The sequence below is a fragment of the Bacillus sp. 005/A4HT-01/001 genome (genome assembly GCF_004634445.1).
In the GTDB taxonomy this organism is placed as follows: domain Bacteria; phylum Bacillota; class Bacilli; order Bacillales; family Bacillaceae; genus Bacillus; species Bacillus altitudinis.
In genome coordinates, this window is sequence record NZ_SEIZ01000001.1 from 356533 (window position 1) to 371871 (window position 15339).

Genomic DNA, 15339 nt, shown 5'->3' on the forward strand with positions numbered 1-15339 from the left:
TACGGAAAGCAGAATTGTCAATTACGTATTGCGTAATAAAATAAAAAAGATTATACTTAGCGTATTGAATATCGGAGGTGGCTTACATTGAGGCTTCGCATTAACGAGTTATTGCAAAAGCACGGATACACCCAGCAGAAGGATTTCGCGGAAAAGACCGGACTATCAACACGTACTGTAAGCGAAATGTGTTCCGGAAAGATGAAAAGATACCCGAAGGATGTTCTCGAGAAGGTAATAAAAGAGTTCGAACTAACTGACGCTAATGATTTGTTTGATATTTCCGATTGATAAACGAACACACATTCGGTTATAATTTAACCGGAGGTGTCGCCGATGTGGGACGAACGAAAGGATCAGAGCCGCTGGAAAATGAAGTTTATATTGCCCGAGCACAACGAAGCTTTGCGTCAATTACATCTCGCGAAGCATAAGATAGAACGGCCGGTGTTAAGCGAAGAACAAGTCGGAGAATTTGAGTACGTTATTTCTTCGGCCGTCAGCGAAGACTTGCCGCTGGATTTTGAGTTATACGATAACGGTTTTATTCGCGAAGTAAATGGGCGCGTTGTGTACGTGGATCATATACGGAAGGAATTTCGTGTGAAGGACAGTCGAGGCGATACTAATTTCGTTAAGTTTGCGGATATATTGAACGTAAAAAACGCCCCATCCGGTTAGGGACGGGGCTTTTCGTTATTGATTAAGCGTATATTTTCGTGAGAATGTAGCTGCGTCGAGTACATCATCTCCGTTTGTTTTGAAGATCCTCCACGAGAAACTCACGCTTGTCACTTCGCTAGGAGACGTATTAGACATCGGCCATGCGTAAAAGAAGTCGAGCCTATCGCCTTTGTTCTTCATCACAGCCGACCCTTCCTCCGATACCGTTATCACTTCTTCCGGACCTAATTCTTCTCCTGTATTCAAAGTAATCGGATTCGTTGCCGGATAGGCTTCAAAGGACGAATGGCTGATATTAGCCATCGAACCTTTAATCGCTATATGAGCGCTCGACGGAGAGATGAGTACTTTATCAATTTTAATATCTAAACCATCGTAATTCTCCTCGTCATCCATTTCCGCACTATATAACCAAATGCCGCTATCTTCACTTAAGTCCTCATTCGCAGCAGTCTCTTTCGCCTGAACTTCTTCGTCTTTGCTATTCGGTTGAGTATTCGACGAGCAACCCGCAATTATCAGCAAGGCTATTACTATAGAAAAAAGTAGTCTGACACGCTTCATTTAACCACGACCTTTTTCTTCTAATTATACGTCATTGTTATGTAGGACGGCTACCTACGTTTTATACGTAAGCAACCGCCGAAAGTTCCGCTTATTTCTTGCCGACTTCATCCAAGGCTTTTCGTTCGCGCGCCTTCTTAGACACATCGTTATCTTTCCAGTACGCTAATAGCGAAGTTGCCCCGAGGAAAAGCAGCGCAATAAAATCGGACACTGCCGCTTCATCTACCGGAATCGTCTGCACGCCAAACATCGTCAGCCCGCTGTTTACGAGAGCCAACGCAAGCAAAATAAATCGAGTCACCGTTCCTGCGCTAATATTCGTCTTCATACGCTATACCCCGCTTTCTTTAATGCCGCCACCAGTTTGGCGCGTGTTGCCGGTCCGTAGATGCCGTCGTTTGCAATGCCGGATTGCGTCGACTGGAATCGCTTGACTGCGTTGGCCGTTTTCGGACCGTAGGCGCCGTCGATTCCGTTGTTCTTGGCGCCTTTGTCCGGATAGAAATAAACGGCTGCTAGTGCGTTTTGAAGTTGCGTGACGGCCGCCCCTTTCGCGCCCTGACGGATGACGCCGGTAGGTACCGTTAGTTTTTTGGACGACGTCTTCGGCGCGCTAGTTTTAACCGGCTTAGTCGCTGTGCCCGTTTTAGCTGGCGTTTTGTTCCCGTTTAATGCGTCGAGTTCTTTCGCAATAGCCGCTTTCACCTCACCCCAACGACCCTCAGCGAGCACACGATGTGGACATTTCTTTCCACTCCAATCTTCGTGCTTTTTGACGCGATCAACGCCCCATCCGCGTTCTTTAAGGAGCTGCGCAATAAATTTAATCGCCAGTGCTTCCGCCTTTTTGTATCGCTCGCCGCCGGATTTTGAATAACAAACCTCGACGCCAATTGACGTTCTGTTTCCGCTACTTACGGCAGCGCCATCTCCGCAATGCCAAGCGTTTCTATTCGTTTCAATCCCCTGAATAACTTCCTTATCGTCAACTGCGAAGTGGTACGAAACGGTTGCGTTGTTGTTCCGCATGTACGTAATTTCATTTTCCGCAGACGCATCATTTGCCGTATTGTGAAACGTAATGTATTTCGCGCTCATGGAATACGGGCATTTAATTGAAGTTTTCGCAGAAGATACGAGCATTTTTCGTACTTTAATCGTCATATAATCGTCTCCCTTTTCGTTTTATTTAGAAGTAATAACGGAACAGGACCGGCACCAACGCCAGCATTACCGGAACTGCAATCCCGATAAGCCAACGTCGATCACCTTTAACCTGGTCGCGGTATTCTCGTAGATCGTCGCGGGCCGTTTTGGCAATACGCAGGGCTTCGCTCGCCTTGTCGTCGGCTGTGTCCGCCCTAGATAGCGCCGTTGCCGCCATTTCTCGGAACTCTTCGAAGATGCGCGTCTGATGTTGTTGTGTTGCGATGATGGTGGCGATGTCGACCTGTATCTTCGCGATCTTTTCATTAAGTTCGTGCGTAGTCGGTTGAGTCACCGCAAATCCTCCTTAAGTGCAAAATAAAAAGCCTACGCTTCTGCGTAAGGCTCACCCGTAATTTCTTCATATTGTTCCGGCGTAATTTTCCCCTTGACGACCGCCGCAGCGACTTGTTCCTTCGTCCAATCTCCGTCTGCATAAAACTTCTTGATGATCGCGAACCAATCCATTAAATCACCCCTCCCATCATTAGCGTAAAAACCAACTCGGCATGCTGCTGTCGTAGAACTTCGATTTCGGACGGCGCTGCTTCCGGAAATAGACTGTCGATGTAGTCTTGCGTAGCACCCTCGAACCACTCTTCTTTCTCCGGATCAAACGTCGCAATAAATAAGCCGCCTTGCGGTTTAACTGGCGTGTATCCTTCGGGAATTTCTTCGCCGTTTTCTAGGTCTATTAGGATATCCGCCGATGGAAGATAAATGAAATCATCATCGTATTTATAAACCCATATCATCTAAACACCTCCTATATCTTCGCTCTGAAACGGAAGCCAAATGTGATGAATTCGTTTGGATTTGCCGTATTAGAGCATGATTGAACACAAACTCTTCCATCCGTGCTAATGTAAGTTCGGTGATATTGCGGTACACCAGGCGTTCCGACACTAGAAGCAACACCAATAAAATGCATTGATTGGGCCGGAAAGTATTCAGGAAGCAGTGTAAATGCGGTAACGTTAGCGCCAATAGCACCTCCGGATATAGACCCCAGAATTTCAACGACACCTCCCGCATCTTTTGTATACCTTAGTGTGTGGGTAGACCCGTCCGTCGAGGCATACTGAACCCAACCGTTTCCAGGAGACGGGTATTTCCACGTAACGTTAGCATCCGCATCTGTTATGACGCGTCGCCAACCGCTCCACGCACTGTTATTGAGATAATTCGTGTAGACGTTGTTTTGAAAATCAGAGGCGTATACCCATCCGTATGTCGCTTTACCGTTAGCAGCGTCAGTCATATGATACATGCCTCTAAAGGATCGAGTGTTTGGTAAATCGCGAGAATTAGCAATTGCGTAGAACGTTCCCTGCCCTAATCCGTTATTGATGATCGATTCTAGGATGCTTCCGGAAGTGTCTTTTAGAGAAATCAATGGGAGGCCCGTATCTTCAGTGATTCTTCTTTTTTGATAGTTACTTACGTAATCTTTCGCCGCCTGCAATGCCGCATCTGATTTTAACTGCGCCCCTGACGTAGTCTCCTTCGAGTTCCATGCCGACCGTTCTTCGTTAGTCACGTGTTTTACTGAATCGTTTGCGTGGGTGGTTACTTTCGCTTGGGCGCCGGTCGTCGTCTCCTTCGCATCCCATTCCGCTTTCTTCTGAGGCGTGACATGAACATCCGCATTATTTGCGTGTGCGTCCACCTTCTCTTGCGCCCCAGCCTTCGTCTCTACATTATCTAAGTCCTCGAACTTCGCTTCGATTTCCGCAACGGTCGCAACAACGTCGTCGTAAAGATCGTTAATTTGGCCGCGAAGCGTTTCAAAGTCGTCGATATAGTATTCCGCTACAGGGACGATGTCTTGATCGATGAGTGACTGCACGATGTTGAAGCCGAATTTATGAATCGAAAGCGCCTGCCCGTTCGTGTAGTATAGAACCAACTCGGATTTTACTGCGCCATAATGACGGATCTCGTCCGCAGCCAAAACATATTCGGCGAGACCTTCCGGCTTATTTACTAACGTGATTGCGCGTATAAAACGACTTCCGTCAGCCATCGCAAGGACTAATTTACCCACGACCGCAGACAACGGCAATGGTACGCCGTCTTTCGTGAGCTTAAAGGACAGGCGCGCCGTGTTTATATCTTGCGTGCTAAATTGTATGGCGGCATTGATAGGCCGCTTTGTTTGCGCATTGACGTCGAATGACAAAGCTCCATCTTTTGCTAACATCCGTTTTCCTCCCTTTAAATTACGTTCTCAGTCGAAGTGATCGGGTCGATGCTGTTATCGTTGTAGCTGTCGTCAGAGCCCGCTCCCTTTACGTAGTTTCCATACGAGGATATCTGTGAGCATGTATTCGTTAAATAAATTCCGTGGCGCATGGCCGTCCCTGTAATGTCATTAAATGCGCACATCGACCGTGCAATGCCGGTCAAAAAGATGATTCCGTCATATCCGTCGCTTTCAGTCGTCCGTGTACCGACATCTACGAGCGTATTAAAAAAGACGCGCACTCTTCGCGATTCTCCTGACACAGAGATACCGGAAAAGCCGACGTCTTTCAAAATATTATTTGCGACTGTTACGTTATTGCATAGACCTTCTTCGATACGAATTCCGTTTCCTTTGACACCGCGCAATGTATTAGCTGTAGCCGATCCGTAGGTGCTGCGCGTTATAAGAATGCCGTGGTGACCAACGTTATCGACTATGTTATTTGCGATCGTATAGTTGTAAACGTCGGAAATGTGGATACCGTGGCGATCAACTACACCATCGATTACGTTTCCCGAGATAACAACGTCGTCGATCGTTTGATACCCTTTCCGTCCGTATACCTGAATTGCATGGTTCTTCGTAATGTTCGTGATTGTATTTTCGGTGATAATGTGGTGCTTCGTTTTGTTCACGCGTCCAGTCGGATTTCCGTTTGCATCCTGCGTATACTGCGACGTGACTCGCGGCAGTAGGATTCGGATTCCTGACGCGCAGTTGTTTAGTTTATTACCGCTGATACGCGTGTCGTGCCACTTGTTTCCGCTGATTGCGTATTCCGTCGTGTCCTCAATCACGTTGTCTAAGATACGGATAACCGAATACCAAACGCCGTCCGTACTCGTATGGGAATCGACCGCACGCGCCCAACCGCCGAGGTTGTTTGATTTTCCGAAATAGTTTCCGCGAATGATAATGTTTCGCGTGACGGTTTGATCGTACGAACCGAATGCGCCGAAGTTTGCAGAAGAACGCATTAGGTCGATCTGAATCGCAGCCGAGAACCAACGGTCGCCTACGTAGTCCGCATAGCCTTTAAATTTAACGTTCTCGATCAGGACGTTTTGGTTGCCTGCGCAGTCAAATGCGTGCCCGCCTACGACGTCCAATACGGTAATATCGCGAATGATAATTCCGTCTGCATGTGCAAAGCCGAAGACCGAGCACTGCTGCTTGATGACGGTTCCGTTACTATCAAAGGTCCCGCCGCCCTCAATTACGATGTTTCCGTGGCCGTTATAGCCGCTGAAATTATCCGTTTCCAGTCCGTTGACTAGCATTGACCCGACGAAGTTCCGTTTGATAACTGCGCCGCCCTGAACGATAAGCCGCGTGTTTCTGAAAATGCGAAGCGTTCGTGTCTGCGTATAGTTGCCAGGCGGAACGACAAGTGTGATAGGCGTTGACTTCGATAGGTCAAGCGCCGCTTGCATTGCGTCGTCAAAGTTTCCGTATTTCTCTAAGTACGGACGCAACGAAATAAATACGGCCATGTCTTCGATCTTCTTCATTAGTTTAGCGAAGTCATAATCGAAGCGATCTTTAGCCGTCGGATGCGTAGATGCGTCGAGCGCTACCCGCAAGTCAACGACTTCTTTGACGTCTTCGCCATCGTGATTAACGACGAGGTTCGCAAAACGCGCGTTTAAGTTATCCAAGCGATTGGCAGCAGTAAAAAGCCCGTGCTGAATTTGCTCGGACTTGTGTGCGGGCGATGCGTTTTTATGGGCGTTTAACTCAGCCGTGACCTTCGTAAAACCTTGCTCGATGTTCGAAAAGTTATCGTTTAAGTTATTACGAGCGATTCGATCCCACGCCGACGCTATTCGCTTTAAAAATACGTTAGCCATTTAGTGCCTCCTTTATTTTGATTCTAGCGCGGCCACTCTCGCAGTTAGCGCCGTTAGATCCGATATGAGTTTGTTAAGATCAACGTTAGCTCCGGAAGAACTGACGATGACCTTCGATAGTTTTATGAAATCTGCCGACGACATTAGGCCGGCTTTTGATGCGCTAGCCATATCTACTTGCGGCTTACCATCCGGACCAACTACGATGCTTTGTAGCTTCTGAAAATCGCTCGACGTCATTAAGCCATCAGAAACCGCGGTCGCTGGGCCATATTTCGGAATAGTTGTCGGGTCGTAGCCGTCGTCAAAGTTGGCGTCGCTCCCGATACGTATTCCTGATCCGATAGTCGTTCCTTTTACCTTTCCCGCCGCGTCAAACAGTTTAGATACACGCTTCTCTGTTTGTCGAAATCCTTTAATGATCGTCTTACTATCGCGCTTCAGCTTTCCGAAAGTATAAACCGGAGACTTATTCGGATCGGAATACCGCTCGACTCCAACAACTTTAATCCGTTTGTTGATTCCGAATGGATCGATCATGCACCATACGTAGTCACCTTTGCGGATGTCTTGAACGCCGAAATGACGAAGCTCCGTATATGTCAGCGTTAGTGATAATTCGATCGTATCCGTTAGCTCTTCTTGCAAACGGATTTCTAACTCGTCAGCATTAGCCGAAGTATACGCATCGTCACGAATAGGGGCAGCATGCTTAATTCCGTAGATTTCGGCCAGCGGACTCGTGTATTCAAGTTCGACCGCATATGCTTTCGTTTTGTCGTTCTGTTTACCGAAGCCGCGGATATACGTCTTTAAGGAACTCGTATCGATCTCAACCGACTCGTCTCGGGAATTGAATTTATATCGAATCTGATAGTCGGTATCGCGAGCCAATTCCTTCGCAATGACGACCGTTTTGCCTTCGTAGGTGTATTCCGCTTTGTATTTATCGAGAATATCTCGCAATAAATCGTTAGAGAAACCGTCGCCGAAATCTTCGAGCTCGAATGTAGCGTCAAGGCCTTCCGGTGATATGTCGTATGAATAGCCGGACCCTTCGAGGGCAATCGCAACCATGTCGTCAATGGTCATCTTCTTTTTCTTGCCGGACTTGCTGTAAACATAGTTGTCTGCGAGGTCGATTAACGGCTTATAGACGCCGGAAGCCTCGATCTTTATCGTTTCATTTACCGTGACTGGACGCGTCTTTTTGATGACGTATTCTTCGCCGTCGCAGATGAGTATGTTTTCGTTCTCGATCAATCCGAAAGAATGATCGTTATTCCTCGTGCTTAAAACCGACACATCGAGCGACTTTTCATTCTCGGACGTCTCCCGAACCGTACAATCGTAGTCGGTAAGCGCCTCGACTTCGCCTCTTACCGTTTTTATAAGTAGCTCCATCGCGCCACCTCCTAGAAATAATAGAATCGGAAATCGAATTTGATTTCGAAGGACCCACTAGTTCCCGACAACACAAATTCGTTCCAGCCCGGCTCAAGCCGAATCGTCTGCCTGTTTGTATCTCCGAAAATGCTCACGCCCTCTTTGCGTGCCTTGACTCCGTCCAATACGATCGTCTCTTTAGCCGCCGAATCTCCTGTATATTGCCACGCGTCACCCGTCGTTTTGTTCGTAATCTTAAGTTTTGACGAAGCGCCTTTATACGAAATGACGAACGGTAACTCTAACGGATCAATACGAATAGCCCCCGCATTGTAAATACGGAAGCTCTTTGACGTATGTTTATAGACCGGAATAGTATCTTCTAGATTTTCGCCGAACTGCCAAAGACTCGCGTCAAAAGTGAACGGATCTTGCGTCGTTCCGACCGATTCGCAATAAGGAGATGCGCTTTCGAACGTCAGTGTAAAATCGGCCACGCTTCCGCTTCTTTCCGGATCAAAAGAATCGCTCAATTCGACTCGCCATCGTTTTTTCGGATTGCCTTCCGCGACTAGATAAAACTCGGATTCCTGATAAAGCGCGTTATATATTTCGTCGCGCAGCAAGTAGAAGTCGGCTGCGTCTTCGGCGTACATCGTACATTCGGCTGTGATGCGCCGATTTCCGAAATCTTTGCCTGTTCGATAAGAACCGTTTTTCCCTGGTATGTTCTCGTAGGTAATGTTTGGGGCCGGCGCCGATACAACCAAGCTACGTACTAAAACCGATAGATCCCTCGCCATATCAATGATCGTACCATTGCGATACTGAATACGGAAGTTTGCATCCGAACGCGGGATCGCTGAAGATCGCCCGAAAACAATATCCGGCGAGAACGCATCTTCATTAAAGTTTTCGTCAATATCAACAACGGACGGTTCCGGCTTCGGCTGCGCTGGCTTATCAACGTCGGTGCTCGTATCCGTTGTCTTTTTCGTGTCATACTTCGTTAAGTTATGCGTCGCGATAATGTTGTTCAGTTTCGTCGCGTATGCTGGGTCCGTCGCATACCCGGCCTTAACGAGAGCCGCCGTCGCTTTGCGATAGTTCGTCTGACCGACGACGGCTTTATAGTGATTCGGGTCCCAGCTCGTTCCGTTAATGTATAGTTTCGCGAGGTCCTGCATGGATTCGTACCAAGACGGATACTTACGGAAGTCGGCGTAAACTTGCACGTTTCTTCCGTTATACACTTCCCAAGTCAACATTCGAATAGATGCGCCTTTGTACGAGCCTTTAACACCGAATAGGTTTTTCCCTTTCGTAGCCAAGCCCGAATTTCCGTAGCCTGACTCCAAGCAACCTTGCGCAATGACAAGCGACGCGAGTATGTTGTAATTCCGATAAATTTTCTGCGCGTCCGGCGCTATCGCTTTAATAAAACTAGCGTTGCTCAACCGCTCACCTCCTCCCTAATAACTACTTCGATCTATTTCGTCCATCTGCCGTCTGCTCACGTGCGGCTCGACAATACGTCCGACCACTTCGCCCTCCATAACCACCGATAATCCCTTAAGCGACTCGATAGCAGATGCGAGGTTTGTCAAATTCGCCTGCATTTGCGGACTGTGGCCGCCTGCCGACGCAACACGAGCCGTATGACCAGCGTCTAGCATCCGAAATAAATTCGATTGCTGCGCTTCCGTCAAGACCATTTCATTTCGTAGAGCGCGAATATCAACTTCGTGACTCATCGGACGGTCGATAAACTTCGATGCCATGCCGCCTGAGTGTAGCTTGCCGGCCGGTTTACCGACGATGCCTCCGACATGGTACGTACCTTCGTTTCCGCGCCCGCGGCTGACAGCTCGTTCCGTTTTACGAGTGACGTCCGTTGTGAATACCGTGATATATTTACTCAGGTCTTTTCCGAGTTCGTTATTCATCACTTTCGCTTGGCCGGTAATATCGATTACTTTGTTCTTCGTCTGCTCTAACTGAGCAAGTTCGCTTTCAATAGCTGCCAACGACTCTCGATACTCGGCCGTCTTTTTGTCCGCTTCAGTGGTATTGTTAATTAAGTTAGACCGCGCATCTCTCAATTTCATAATCTCTTGATTAAGTACGGCTACGCCTTGGCCCTTTTTCGCGTTGAGACCAACTTGACGGAGTTCTAGTTCTATTTGCTTTTGTTTCACTTGATCAAGTTTTCCGATTTCTTTTTGAGTTTCCGCTAGACTCTCTCGCTTTTTCTGTAGGATTTCTGTACTCTTAATTAACTCCGATCGTTTAGCTTCGAGTAGTCTTTTTTCTTGCTCTAGATTAACTTGAAGAGATTGGGCGGTAGCTTTATCTCCTTTATCTTTTGCTTCTGCTATGCTTTTTTCGATACCTTCGACTCTCTTAAGTTGATCAGATACTGCCTTTTCTTTTGAAGCTCTCTCTGATCTGACATTGTTGATCTCTTGTTGTATCTGCTTTTCTTTTTTTAGTTGACCTTCCATGTTCCTTTCGGCGATTAAGTGCTGCTTCTCTAACTCTAAGCGCACTTCTTCCGCCTTCTCTTTACTCAACGCCTTCATCGCCTCGGTGTTCTTCGCAATCGTATTACCCTGCGCCGAGAAAGCCGCTTCAGTCTCCGGTGACTTCTTGATGATCTGATCGTTCAACTGCAAAAATCGGTCGAATTCTTCATTCGTAAGGCCCGAACTTTTACGCAAGCCGTCTTGTTCTGCGTTTAGCTTTTTAATCGCAGCCGAGTCTTTCTCGTTAGCCAGCGCGTCCTTGTTGTCTAAGTAGCGTAGAAGCTCATCGTTCGTAAGTTTCATCTTCGCCTGCAAACCGTCGTACTCTTTAATCGTCTTGTTGATTCCGTCGACTTCCTTTTGCTTCGCGTTTGCCGCTTCGAGGCTGACGGTGTTCATCGCTTTATAGCCGGCACTGACCCCGACTAATAAGCCGCCAAGTACCGAAAGGCCCGTTATGATCCATCCGGCCGGACCCATCGCTGCAAATAAGCCGCGCAATGCAAAGCCGAGCTTAATCGCCGAAGAAGCCGTCAAAGCGATCGCCGCCGACGTCCCTACCATCGCAAGACCTGTCGCTACGACGCTAGGGTTGACTTTACTGAATACTCCGACCAACTTCGTGCCTTGATCGACGATTGACCGTATATGCGGTAAGAATTCGTTTCCGAGCTTAATGCCAACGCCTTCTAGTGCCGATTTAAGTTCTTCGAACGATCCCTTAAGGTTATCCATCTGCGTCTTTGCTACACGATCCGCCGTTCCGCCCGATTCTTCGAGTGCCTTCGTATATCTTCGAATCTCATCCGATCCAACCGCAAGCAACGAAACGAACCCTGACGCCGCTTCCGTTCCGACTAACGACGCGATAGCCGCCGTCTTTTCCGCTTGACCAAGATCGCCAAACTTCGAGTTTAAGTGATCGATAATGTCCGGCAACGACTTCATCTTACCATCGGCCGTTTCGACTTCGATTCCGTACCTCTGCATTACTTTGGCTGCGCGCCCTACCGGATTGGCAAGTCGCAACATACCCGCTCGTAATGCCGTACCGGCCATCGATCCTTGAATACCTGCGTCGGACATTTTCGCAACGGCTGCCGCTGTTTCTTCGAAGCTAAAGCCGAGCGCAGTAGATACCGGTGCTACGTATTTCATCGCATCGCCAAGCTGTAATAGGTCCGTGTTGGCCGTCGTCATCGTTTTAACTAACACGTCAACTGCGTACGTTGAATCTTCCGACGCAATCCCAAAGCCGGTCATGATATTTGATACGATGTCTGCCGATGTTCCCATATCAACCGAAGCCGCAGCCGCCATGTTTAGTACGGCCGGCAGCGAGCCGACTTGGTCTTTAACGCTGAATCCCGCCATCGCTAAGTATTGAAGACCTTGCGCCGCTTCTGTCGCCGTGAATTTCGTCGTTTCGCCGAGTTTCATCGCAATGTTCTGAAGGTCTTGGAAGTCCTGTCCGGTAGCGCCCGAAATTGACTGAACCTTCGACATTGCTTGCTCGAAGTCGGCTGCGGTCTTGACCGATACGCCGATGCCTGCGACTACTGCGCCGCCTACCGCTAGGGCTGCCGTTTGGATAAGACCCATTTGTTTACTAAGCGACTGCGCCGAATTGCCCATCTGCTGCATTTGGTTCTCTGCCTGAGAGACGCCGGCGCTGAACTGACTCGACTCCAACGTTAACCGAGCGACGATTTCTCCTACTGTGGTACCCGACATTCGTTTTCCTCCTTTCTTCCGTTATTTAAAAGAAGTTCCGCAATTGCTCGAACTTATCTCGGTCGAATTCGTTACGTTCTACATAACCGGCTTGTTTGCGAAGGTCTGTTAACATGCGTTGATAATCCACGTCTTCCATAGCGCGTCCTTCAGTGCCGACGAGTGTTGATATCATAGTTAGTCGTTCAATTGCGTTAGACTTCGTCTTTGAACGTAGGAACTTCGGAATGTCGACCATGAAATAATCGTTCTCAATCTGCCGTTGAGTAACGCCAAGTAAGACCGCCGCATCTATCAAATAATCATCGATTGTGTACTCGCCTTCATCCGTTATTCGGTCGGTACTTTCGGAAGAAGGCTTTTTAGGTTTTTTGCTACGGATTGCAGGCGGTTCTTTTCAACTACCGCAATTAGAAAATCGATGATTTCGTCAGTTCCGACATTTTCGAGAATGTAATCTTCATCAAGTCCGGAAAGAACTGCGACAATTTTAGCGACCTCATCCATCGCCAACTTAGCCGCAGCAACTAGCGTAGACGCGAAATCTTCCTGTCCGCTAGTGCTTAAAACCGTGATAAATAAGTGTGGCAGACGATCGACAACCTCGAATAGTGCCTTCCATTTGACCGGCGTCAGCTTCGGTACTTGAACCGTTTTATCGCCGAGTGTAAGTTCGCTTGATACCTTTTTCGTTCCGATACCAAATAAGCTCATTGCGTAACCTCCTTTCAAAATAAAAAGACACCGCCGCCAAGCGATGCCTTCCGTTGTTATTCCGCAGTTTCGTCGCCCATGATGAATAGGTCGCCGTCGTTATCCGTGTCCGGGTACGCTTTAAACGTCAGATTGGCGATACGCTCGTCGTCTGAGTTATACGTATATTCCGGATCTGACATAGCGCCCGCAAGTGGAATCGTGATGTAATCGTTTGGTGTCGTCCCTTCAGCCGTCGGTTTAATGACGAGCTTTTTGGCCGCTGCCAACATATCGAAACCGGCTTTACCGGAAACAACTAACTTCATCTTCCCCGGGTCCGTGCTGTCTTTTACGAGCCGACTATTGGGCATTGCTGCGGCCAGTCGTTCCAAGTCATGAAGCGCGAACGGCACCGTCACTTCTGCATTACGGCCTTTCATCGTTGACTTTACTGGCGTGTCGCCATATTGATCAACCGTGGTATCTTGAATCGACGTTTCTGCCTTAAAGACGATGCCGCCTTTCGTGATATCAAACGTAACTAGCTCGGAACCTTCGCCAAACTCGACGATTGCCGGACCGATAGGAACGTTAATTCCTCTAATTCCTGCCGCCATCTATTTTCCTCCTTTTATATTTGCGCAAAATAAAAAGCGCCCCTAAGGACGCTCTACGCAATCGAAATTTAATGAATATATCGGACGATCAGATTCGTCGTCTCCTAAATACAAAGGTGCCGAGTTATTGCAGCGCATTTGTACGATCGAGCTTCCACCGACCTGCACTTCGGTTAGATTCGTAAGCGCATCGTATAACTCAAACGCTTTGTCTTCCGTACCTGCGCCGTCTCTAGCCTCGCCTCGTACTAATACTTGAAAGGACGGCCGCTTTAGTCCGGTGTATTTAGACGTCGGAAATCCTCCCGTCAACTTGACCGAGATTGCAGCGCCTTTACTGTCTACCGGAAATTTATTTACGTAATACTTTCCGTCAACTTTCGACTCAATGAAATCGATAAGTTCGCCTACACGCATTAACTCAGCCCCCTATGAACGCCTTCAGCGATCCAGCGTACATACTTCTCGGCGTTTCCTTTTAATGGGCGTTCGAGGTATTTGTTTCCGACTTCGTAGCCATCGATTCCGCCCGCCGCTTGCGATGCTGGTCCGAGGTTATAATCCATTTCGTGAGTCCATATCGCATAGTTGAATCCGCCTTCTACCGCACGGAACGAAACGTCTACGACCGCTTTGCCTTTTGCGAGTTTGTAGTTCTTTTTAATACTCGCGCGTAAGGTTCCTTTATCGATCGGTGCGATATTCTGCGCAATCCTACCGAGATCATCGCCGGAGTCACCTAGTGCCTGTGCCGCGCTTTCAAGTGCGCTTCGGTTAGCGTTGGTTATGCCCGCTATGAAACTACTTGCATCTATCGTAAAACTCATAAATACACCTCCGTCAATAACGCCTTACCGTCGATGTGTCTCTTAACGTTGATTTCTTTCGGTCTCTTTTCCATCGTTTCTCCGAGTTCATTCGTATAAGAGATTACGTCGGTATAACGCACGTCTGCAAGTCGATCTAATAGGATACGAGCCGATGCGACAGCTTCTTCGGATTTAACGACGCCGTTGTTGCGCGCCTTGACTGCGGTAGACCCTTCGTCGATGCGACACTTAAGCGTAAATTCGGCGCCTTCTGTAGTCGGATTTCCCCACCGGTCTAGCTCGTCAGACGGACGTTTTACCGTAATAGTTTGACGCATTGGAAAGATCGCCATCTACAACACCGTCCTTCTGATTCGCTTGCCTCCGATTTGAACGCCGTTTTCGTCTTCGATAGCGCTGATTGATTCGCGCGGTATAAGGTCCTCGTCTTCACTCCGAAGCGTATCCTTATAGTTAAACGCAGCGACGCCGGTGATAGAATACGAGGATATTCCGTGCTTGTTAAGCCGGTTCGTATCGTTGTACGCGATCGCCAGTACGTTAACAAACTCGTAGACTGCTTTATCCGGAATGACGTATTTAGGAAAAACACGCGTCAAAGTCGAAGAGGCTCGATTTAATAGCCGTGCCTTCTTCTCGTCATCTGCACCGGTCCAATCCTCGATATCTACTAACATCGTATTGATATAATCGTTTGCGCCCTCTACTGTAGCAGCCAATCGCCCCACCTCCTGTTATTTTGCGGAGGATTTCTTGGCGGGCTTTTTAGCTGGCGCCGGCTTCGGTTTATCCTCCGTTTTTGGTTCGTCTTTAGCCGTGCAAACAGCATCGACAAGTGCGGTTAGTACCTCGATCTCTTCCGGATCTGTAGTCGTATAGATGCCGTCTGAGAACTTCCGAGGCGCACCACCTACATAAAACGTTAATTCTTTATAGCGTGATTCAAACGTTGCCAAGTCCGCATTACCTCCGTTCTGTCAAAAAAGTAAAGCCCGC

20 protein-coding genes are annotated in these 15339 nt (G+C 48.1%); 2 read left to right on the forward strand and 18 right to left on the reverse strand.

The features are described from left to right. Positions 1–87: 87 nt before the first annotated feature. Together ES896_RS01910 and ES896_RS01915 are read left to right on the forward strand one after the other, a co-directional pair. On the forward strand, positions 88–291 hold the full coding sequence (locus ES896_RS01910) for a helix-turn-helix domain-containing protein (RefSeq protein ID WP_035389474.1): 204 nt from the start codon (positions 88–90) through the stop codon (positions 289–291). A gap of 45 nt (positions 292–336) precedes the next feature. Beyond that, positions 337–681 (forward strand): YolD-like family protein, encoded by a 345-nt coding sequence (locus tag ES896_RS01915; protein WP_135226295.1) that lies wholly within the window; start codon positions 337–339, stop codon positions 679–681. Positions 682–696: 15 nt separating this feature from the next. Here the strand turns inward: ES896_RS01915 and ES896_RS01920 are convergent, their stop codons facing one another. The 18 genes from ES896_RS01920 to ES896_RS02005 all read right to left on the reverse strand — a co-directional run bounded on the left by ES896_RS01920 (position 697) and on the right by ES896_RS02005 (position 15299). Further along, positions 697–1209 carry a hypothetical protein gene (locus ES896_RS01920; protein ID WP_135226296.1) on the reverse strand — a complete coding sequence of 171 codons (513 nt, stop codon included), beginning with the start codon at positions 1207–1209 and terminating at the stop codon, positions 697–699. Positions 1210–1339: 130 nt separating this feature from the next. After that, entirely contained in the window at positions 1340–1579 is a 240-nt protein-coding gene (locus tag ES896_RS01925; RefSeq protein WP_024426114.1) for a phage holin, read from the reverse strand. Continuing rightward, entirely contained in the window at positions 1576–2415 is an 840-nt protein-coding gene (locus ES896_RS01930; RefSeq protein ID WP_135226297.1) for a peptidoglycan recognition protein family protein, read from the reverse strand. The genes ES896_RS01925 and ES896_RS01930 overlap by 4 nt, the downstream gene beginning before the upstream one ends. A gap of 25 nt (positions 2416–2440) precedes the next feature. Continuing rightward, entirely contained in the window at positions 2441–2752 is a 312-nt protein-coding gene (locus ES896_RS01935) for a hypothetical protein (RefSeq protein ID WP_047204067.1), read from the reverse strand. Positions 2753–2784: 32 nt separating this feature from the next. Further along, positions 2785–2925: an XkdX family protein gene (locus ES896_RS01940; protein ID WP_135226298.1), complete on the reverse strand. Its 141-nt coding sequence runs from the start codon at positions 2923–2925 to the stop codon at positions 2785–2787. Beyond that, positions 2925–3212 (reverse strand): SMP-30/gluconolactonase/LRE family protein, encoded by a 288-nt coding sequence (locus ES896_RS01945; protein WP_135226299.1) that lies wholly within the window; start codon positions 3210–3212, stop codon positions 2925–2927. The genes ES896_RS01940 and ES896_RS01945 overlap by 1 nt, the downstream gene beginning before the upstream one ends. 11 nt (positions 3213–3223) lie before the next feature. Then, positions 3224–4660, reverse strand: coding sequence for a phage baseplate upper protein (locus ES896_RS01950; protein ID WP_135226300.1), 1437 nt, complete (start codon positions 4658–4660; stop codon positions 3224–3226). A gap of 14 nt (positions 4661–4674) precedes the next feature. Beyond that, positions 4675–6555 carry a right-handed parallel beta-helix repeat-containing protein gene (locus ES896_RS01955; protein ID WP_135226301.1) on the reverse strand — a complete coding sequence of 627 codons (1881 nt, stop codon included), beginning with the start codon at positions 6553–6555 and terminating at the stop codon, positions 4675–4677. A 12-nt stretch (positions 6556–6567) separates the two neighbouring features. Further along, complete coding sequence (locus ES896_RS01960; protein ID WP_135226302.1) at positions 6568–7959, reverse strand: phage tail protein; 1392 nt, start codon at positions 7957–7959, stop codon at positions 6568–6570. Positions 7960–7970: 11 nt separating this feature from the next. Continuing rightward, the gene (locus ES896_RS01965; protein WP_135226303.1) at positions 7971–9398 is read right to left on the reverse strand and encodes a glucosaminidase domain-containing protein; all 1428 of its coding nucleotides are present in this window, start codon (positions 9396–9398) and stop codon (positions 7971–7973) included. 15 nt (positions 9399–9413) lie between these two features. Next, a complete protein-coding gene (locus ES896_RS01970; protein ID WP_135226304.1) occupies positions 9414–12200 on the reverse strand; it encodes a phage tail tape measure protein in 2787 nt (928 codons plus the stop codon). 330 nt (positions 12201–12530) lie between these two features. Next, positions 12531–12914 (reverse strand): hypothetical protein, encoded by a 384-nt coding sequence (locus tag ES896_RS01975; RefSeq protein ID WP_135226305.1) that lies wholly within the window; start codon positions 12912–12914, stop codon positions 12531–12533. Between the two features lie 56 nt (positions 12915–12970). Beyond that, entirely contained in the window at positions 12971–13513 is a 543-nt protein-coding gene (locus ES896_RS01980) for a hypothetical protein (protein WP_135226306.1), read from the reverse strand. A 42-nt stretch (positions 13514–13555) separates the two neighbouring features. Beyond that, on the reverse strand, positions 13556–13930 hold the full coding sequence (locus tag ES896_RS01985) for a minor capsid protein (RefSeq protein WP_135226307.1): 375 nt from the start codon (positions 13928–13930) through the stop codon (positions 13556–13558). Next, positions 13930–14340, reverse strand: a complete 411-nt coding sequence (locus tag ES896_RS01990) for a hypothetical protein (protein WP_100325210.1) — start codon at positions 14338–14340, stop codon at positions 13930–13932. The genes ES896_RS01985 and ES896_RS01990 overlap by 1 nt, the downstream gene beginning before the upstream one ends. Further along, on the reverse strand, positions 14337–14675 hold the full coding sequence (locus tag ES896_RS01995; protein WP_135226308.1) for a hypothetical protein: 339 nt from the start codon (positions 14673–14675) through the stop codon (positions 14337–14339). Before ES896_RS01995 ends, ES896_RS01990 begins: the two co-directional genes overlap by 4 nt. Then, on the reverse strand, positions 14676–15062 hold the full coding sequence (locus ES896_RS02000; RefSeq protein ID WP_135226309.1) for a hypothetical protein: 387 nt from the start codon (positions 15060–15062) through the stop codon (positions 14676–14678). It abuts the gene before it with no gap. Positions 15063–15077: 15 nt separating this feature from the next. Beyond that, complete coding sequence (locus ES896_RS02005; RefSeq protein WP_135226310.1) at positions 15078–15299, reverse strand: hypothetical protein; 222 nt, start codon at positions 15297–15299, stop codon at positions 15078–15080. Between the last annotated feature and the right edge of the window lie 40 nt (positions 15300–15339).

What these genes read in the sequence shown, in the direction of transcription:
- ES896_RS01995 (WP_135226308.1), bottom strand. Translation starts at nt 14,675, where the DNA reads ATGGCGATCTTTCCAATGCGTCAAACTATTACGGTAAAACGTCCGTCT.
- ES896_RS01975 (WP_135226305.1), bottom strand. Translation starts at nt 12,914, where the DNA reads ATGAGCTTATTTGGTATCGGAACGAAAAAGGTATCAAGCGAACTTACA.
- ES896_RS01925 (WP_024426114.1), bottom strand. Translation starts at nt 1,579, where the DNA reads ATGAAGACGAATATTAGCGCAGGAACGGTGACTCGATTTATTTTGCTT.
- ES896_RS01960 (WP_135226302.1), bottom strand. Translation starts at nt 7,959, where the DNA reads ATGGAGCTACTTATAAAAACGGTAAGAGGCGAAGTCGAGGCGCTTACC.
- ES896_RS01930 (WP_135226297.1), bottom strand. Translation starts at nt 2,415, where the DNA reads ATGACGATTAAAGTACGAAAAATGCTCGTATCTTCTGCGAAAACTTCA.
- ES896_RS01970 (WP_135226304.1), bottom strand. Translation starts at nt 12,200, where the DNA reads ATGTCGGGTACCACAGTAGGAGAAATCGTCGCTCGGTTAACGTTGGAG.
- ES896_RS01955 (WP_135226301.1), bottom strand. Translation starts at nt 6,555, where the DNA reads ATGGCTAACGTATTTTTAAAGCGAATAGCGTCGGCGTGGGATCGAATC.
- ES896_RS01950 (WP_135226300.1), bottom strand. Translation starts at nt 4,660, where the DNA reads ATGTTAGCAAAAGATGGAGCTTTGTCATTCGACGTCAATGCGCAAACA.
- ES896_RS01980 (WP_135226306.1), bottom strand. Translation starts at nt 13,513, where the DNA reads ATGGCGGCAGGAATTAGAGGAATTAACGTTCCTATCGGTCCGGCAATC.
- ES896_RS01945 (WP_135226299.1), bottom strand. Translation starts at nt 3,212, where the DNA reads ATGATATGGGTTTATAAATACGATGATGATTTCATTTATCTTCCATCG.
- ES896_RS01990 (WP_100325210.1), bottom strand. Translation starts at nt 14,340, where the DNA reads ATGAGTTTTACGATAGATGCAAGTAGTTTCATAGCGGGCATAACCAAC.
- ES896_RS01985 (WP_135226307.1), bottom strand. Translation starts at nt 13,930, where the DNA reads ATGCGTGTAGGCGAACTTATCGATTTCATTGAGTCGAAAGTTGACGGA.
- ES896_RS01940 (WP_135226298.1), bottom strand. Translation starts at nt 2,925, where the DNA reads ATGGATTGGTTCGCGATCATCAAGAAGTTTTATGCAGACGGAGATTGG.
- ES896_RS01915 (WP_135226295.1), top strand. Translation starts at nt 337, where the DNA reads ATGTGGGACGAACGAAAGGATCAGAGCCGCTGGAAAATGAAGTTTATA.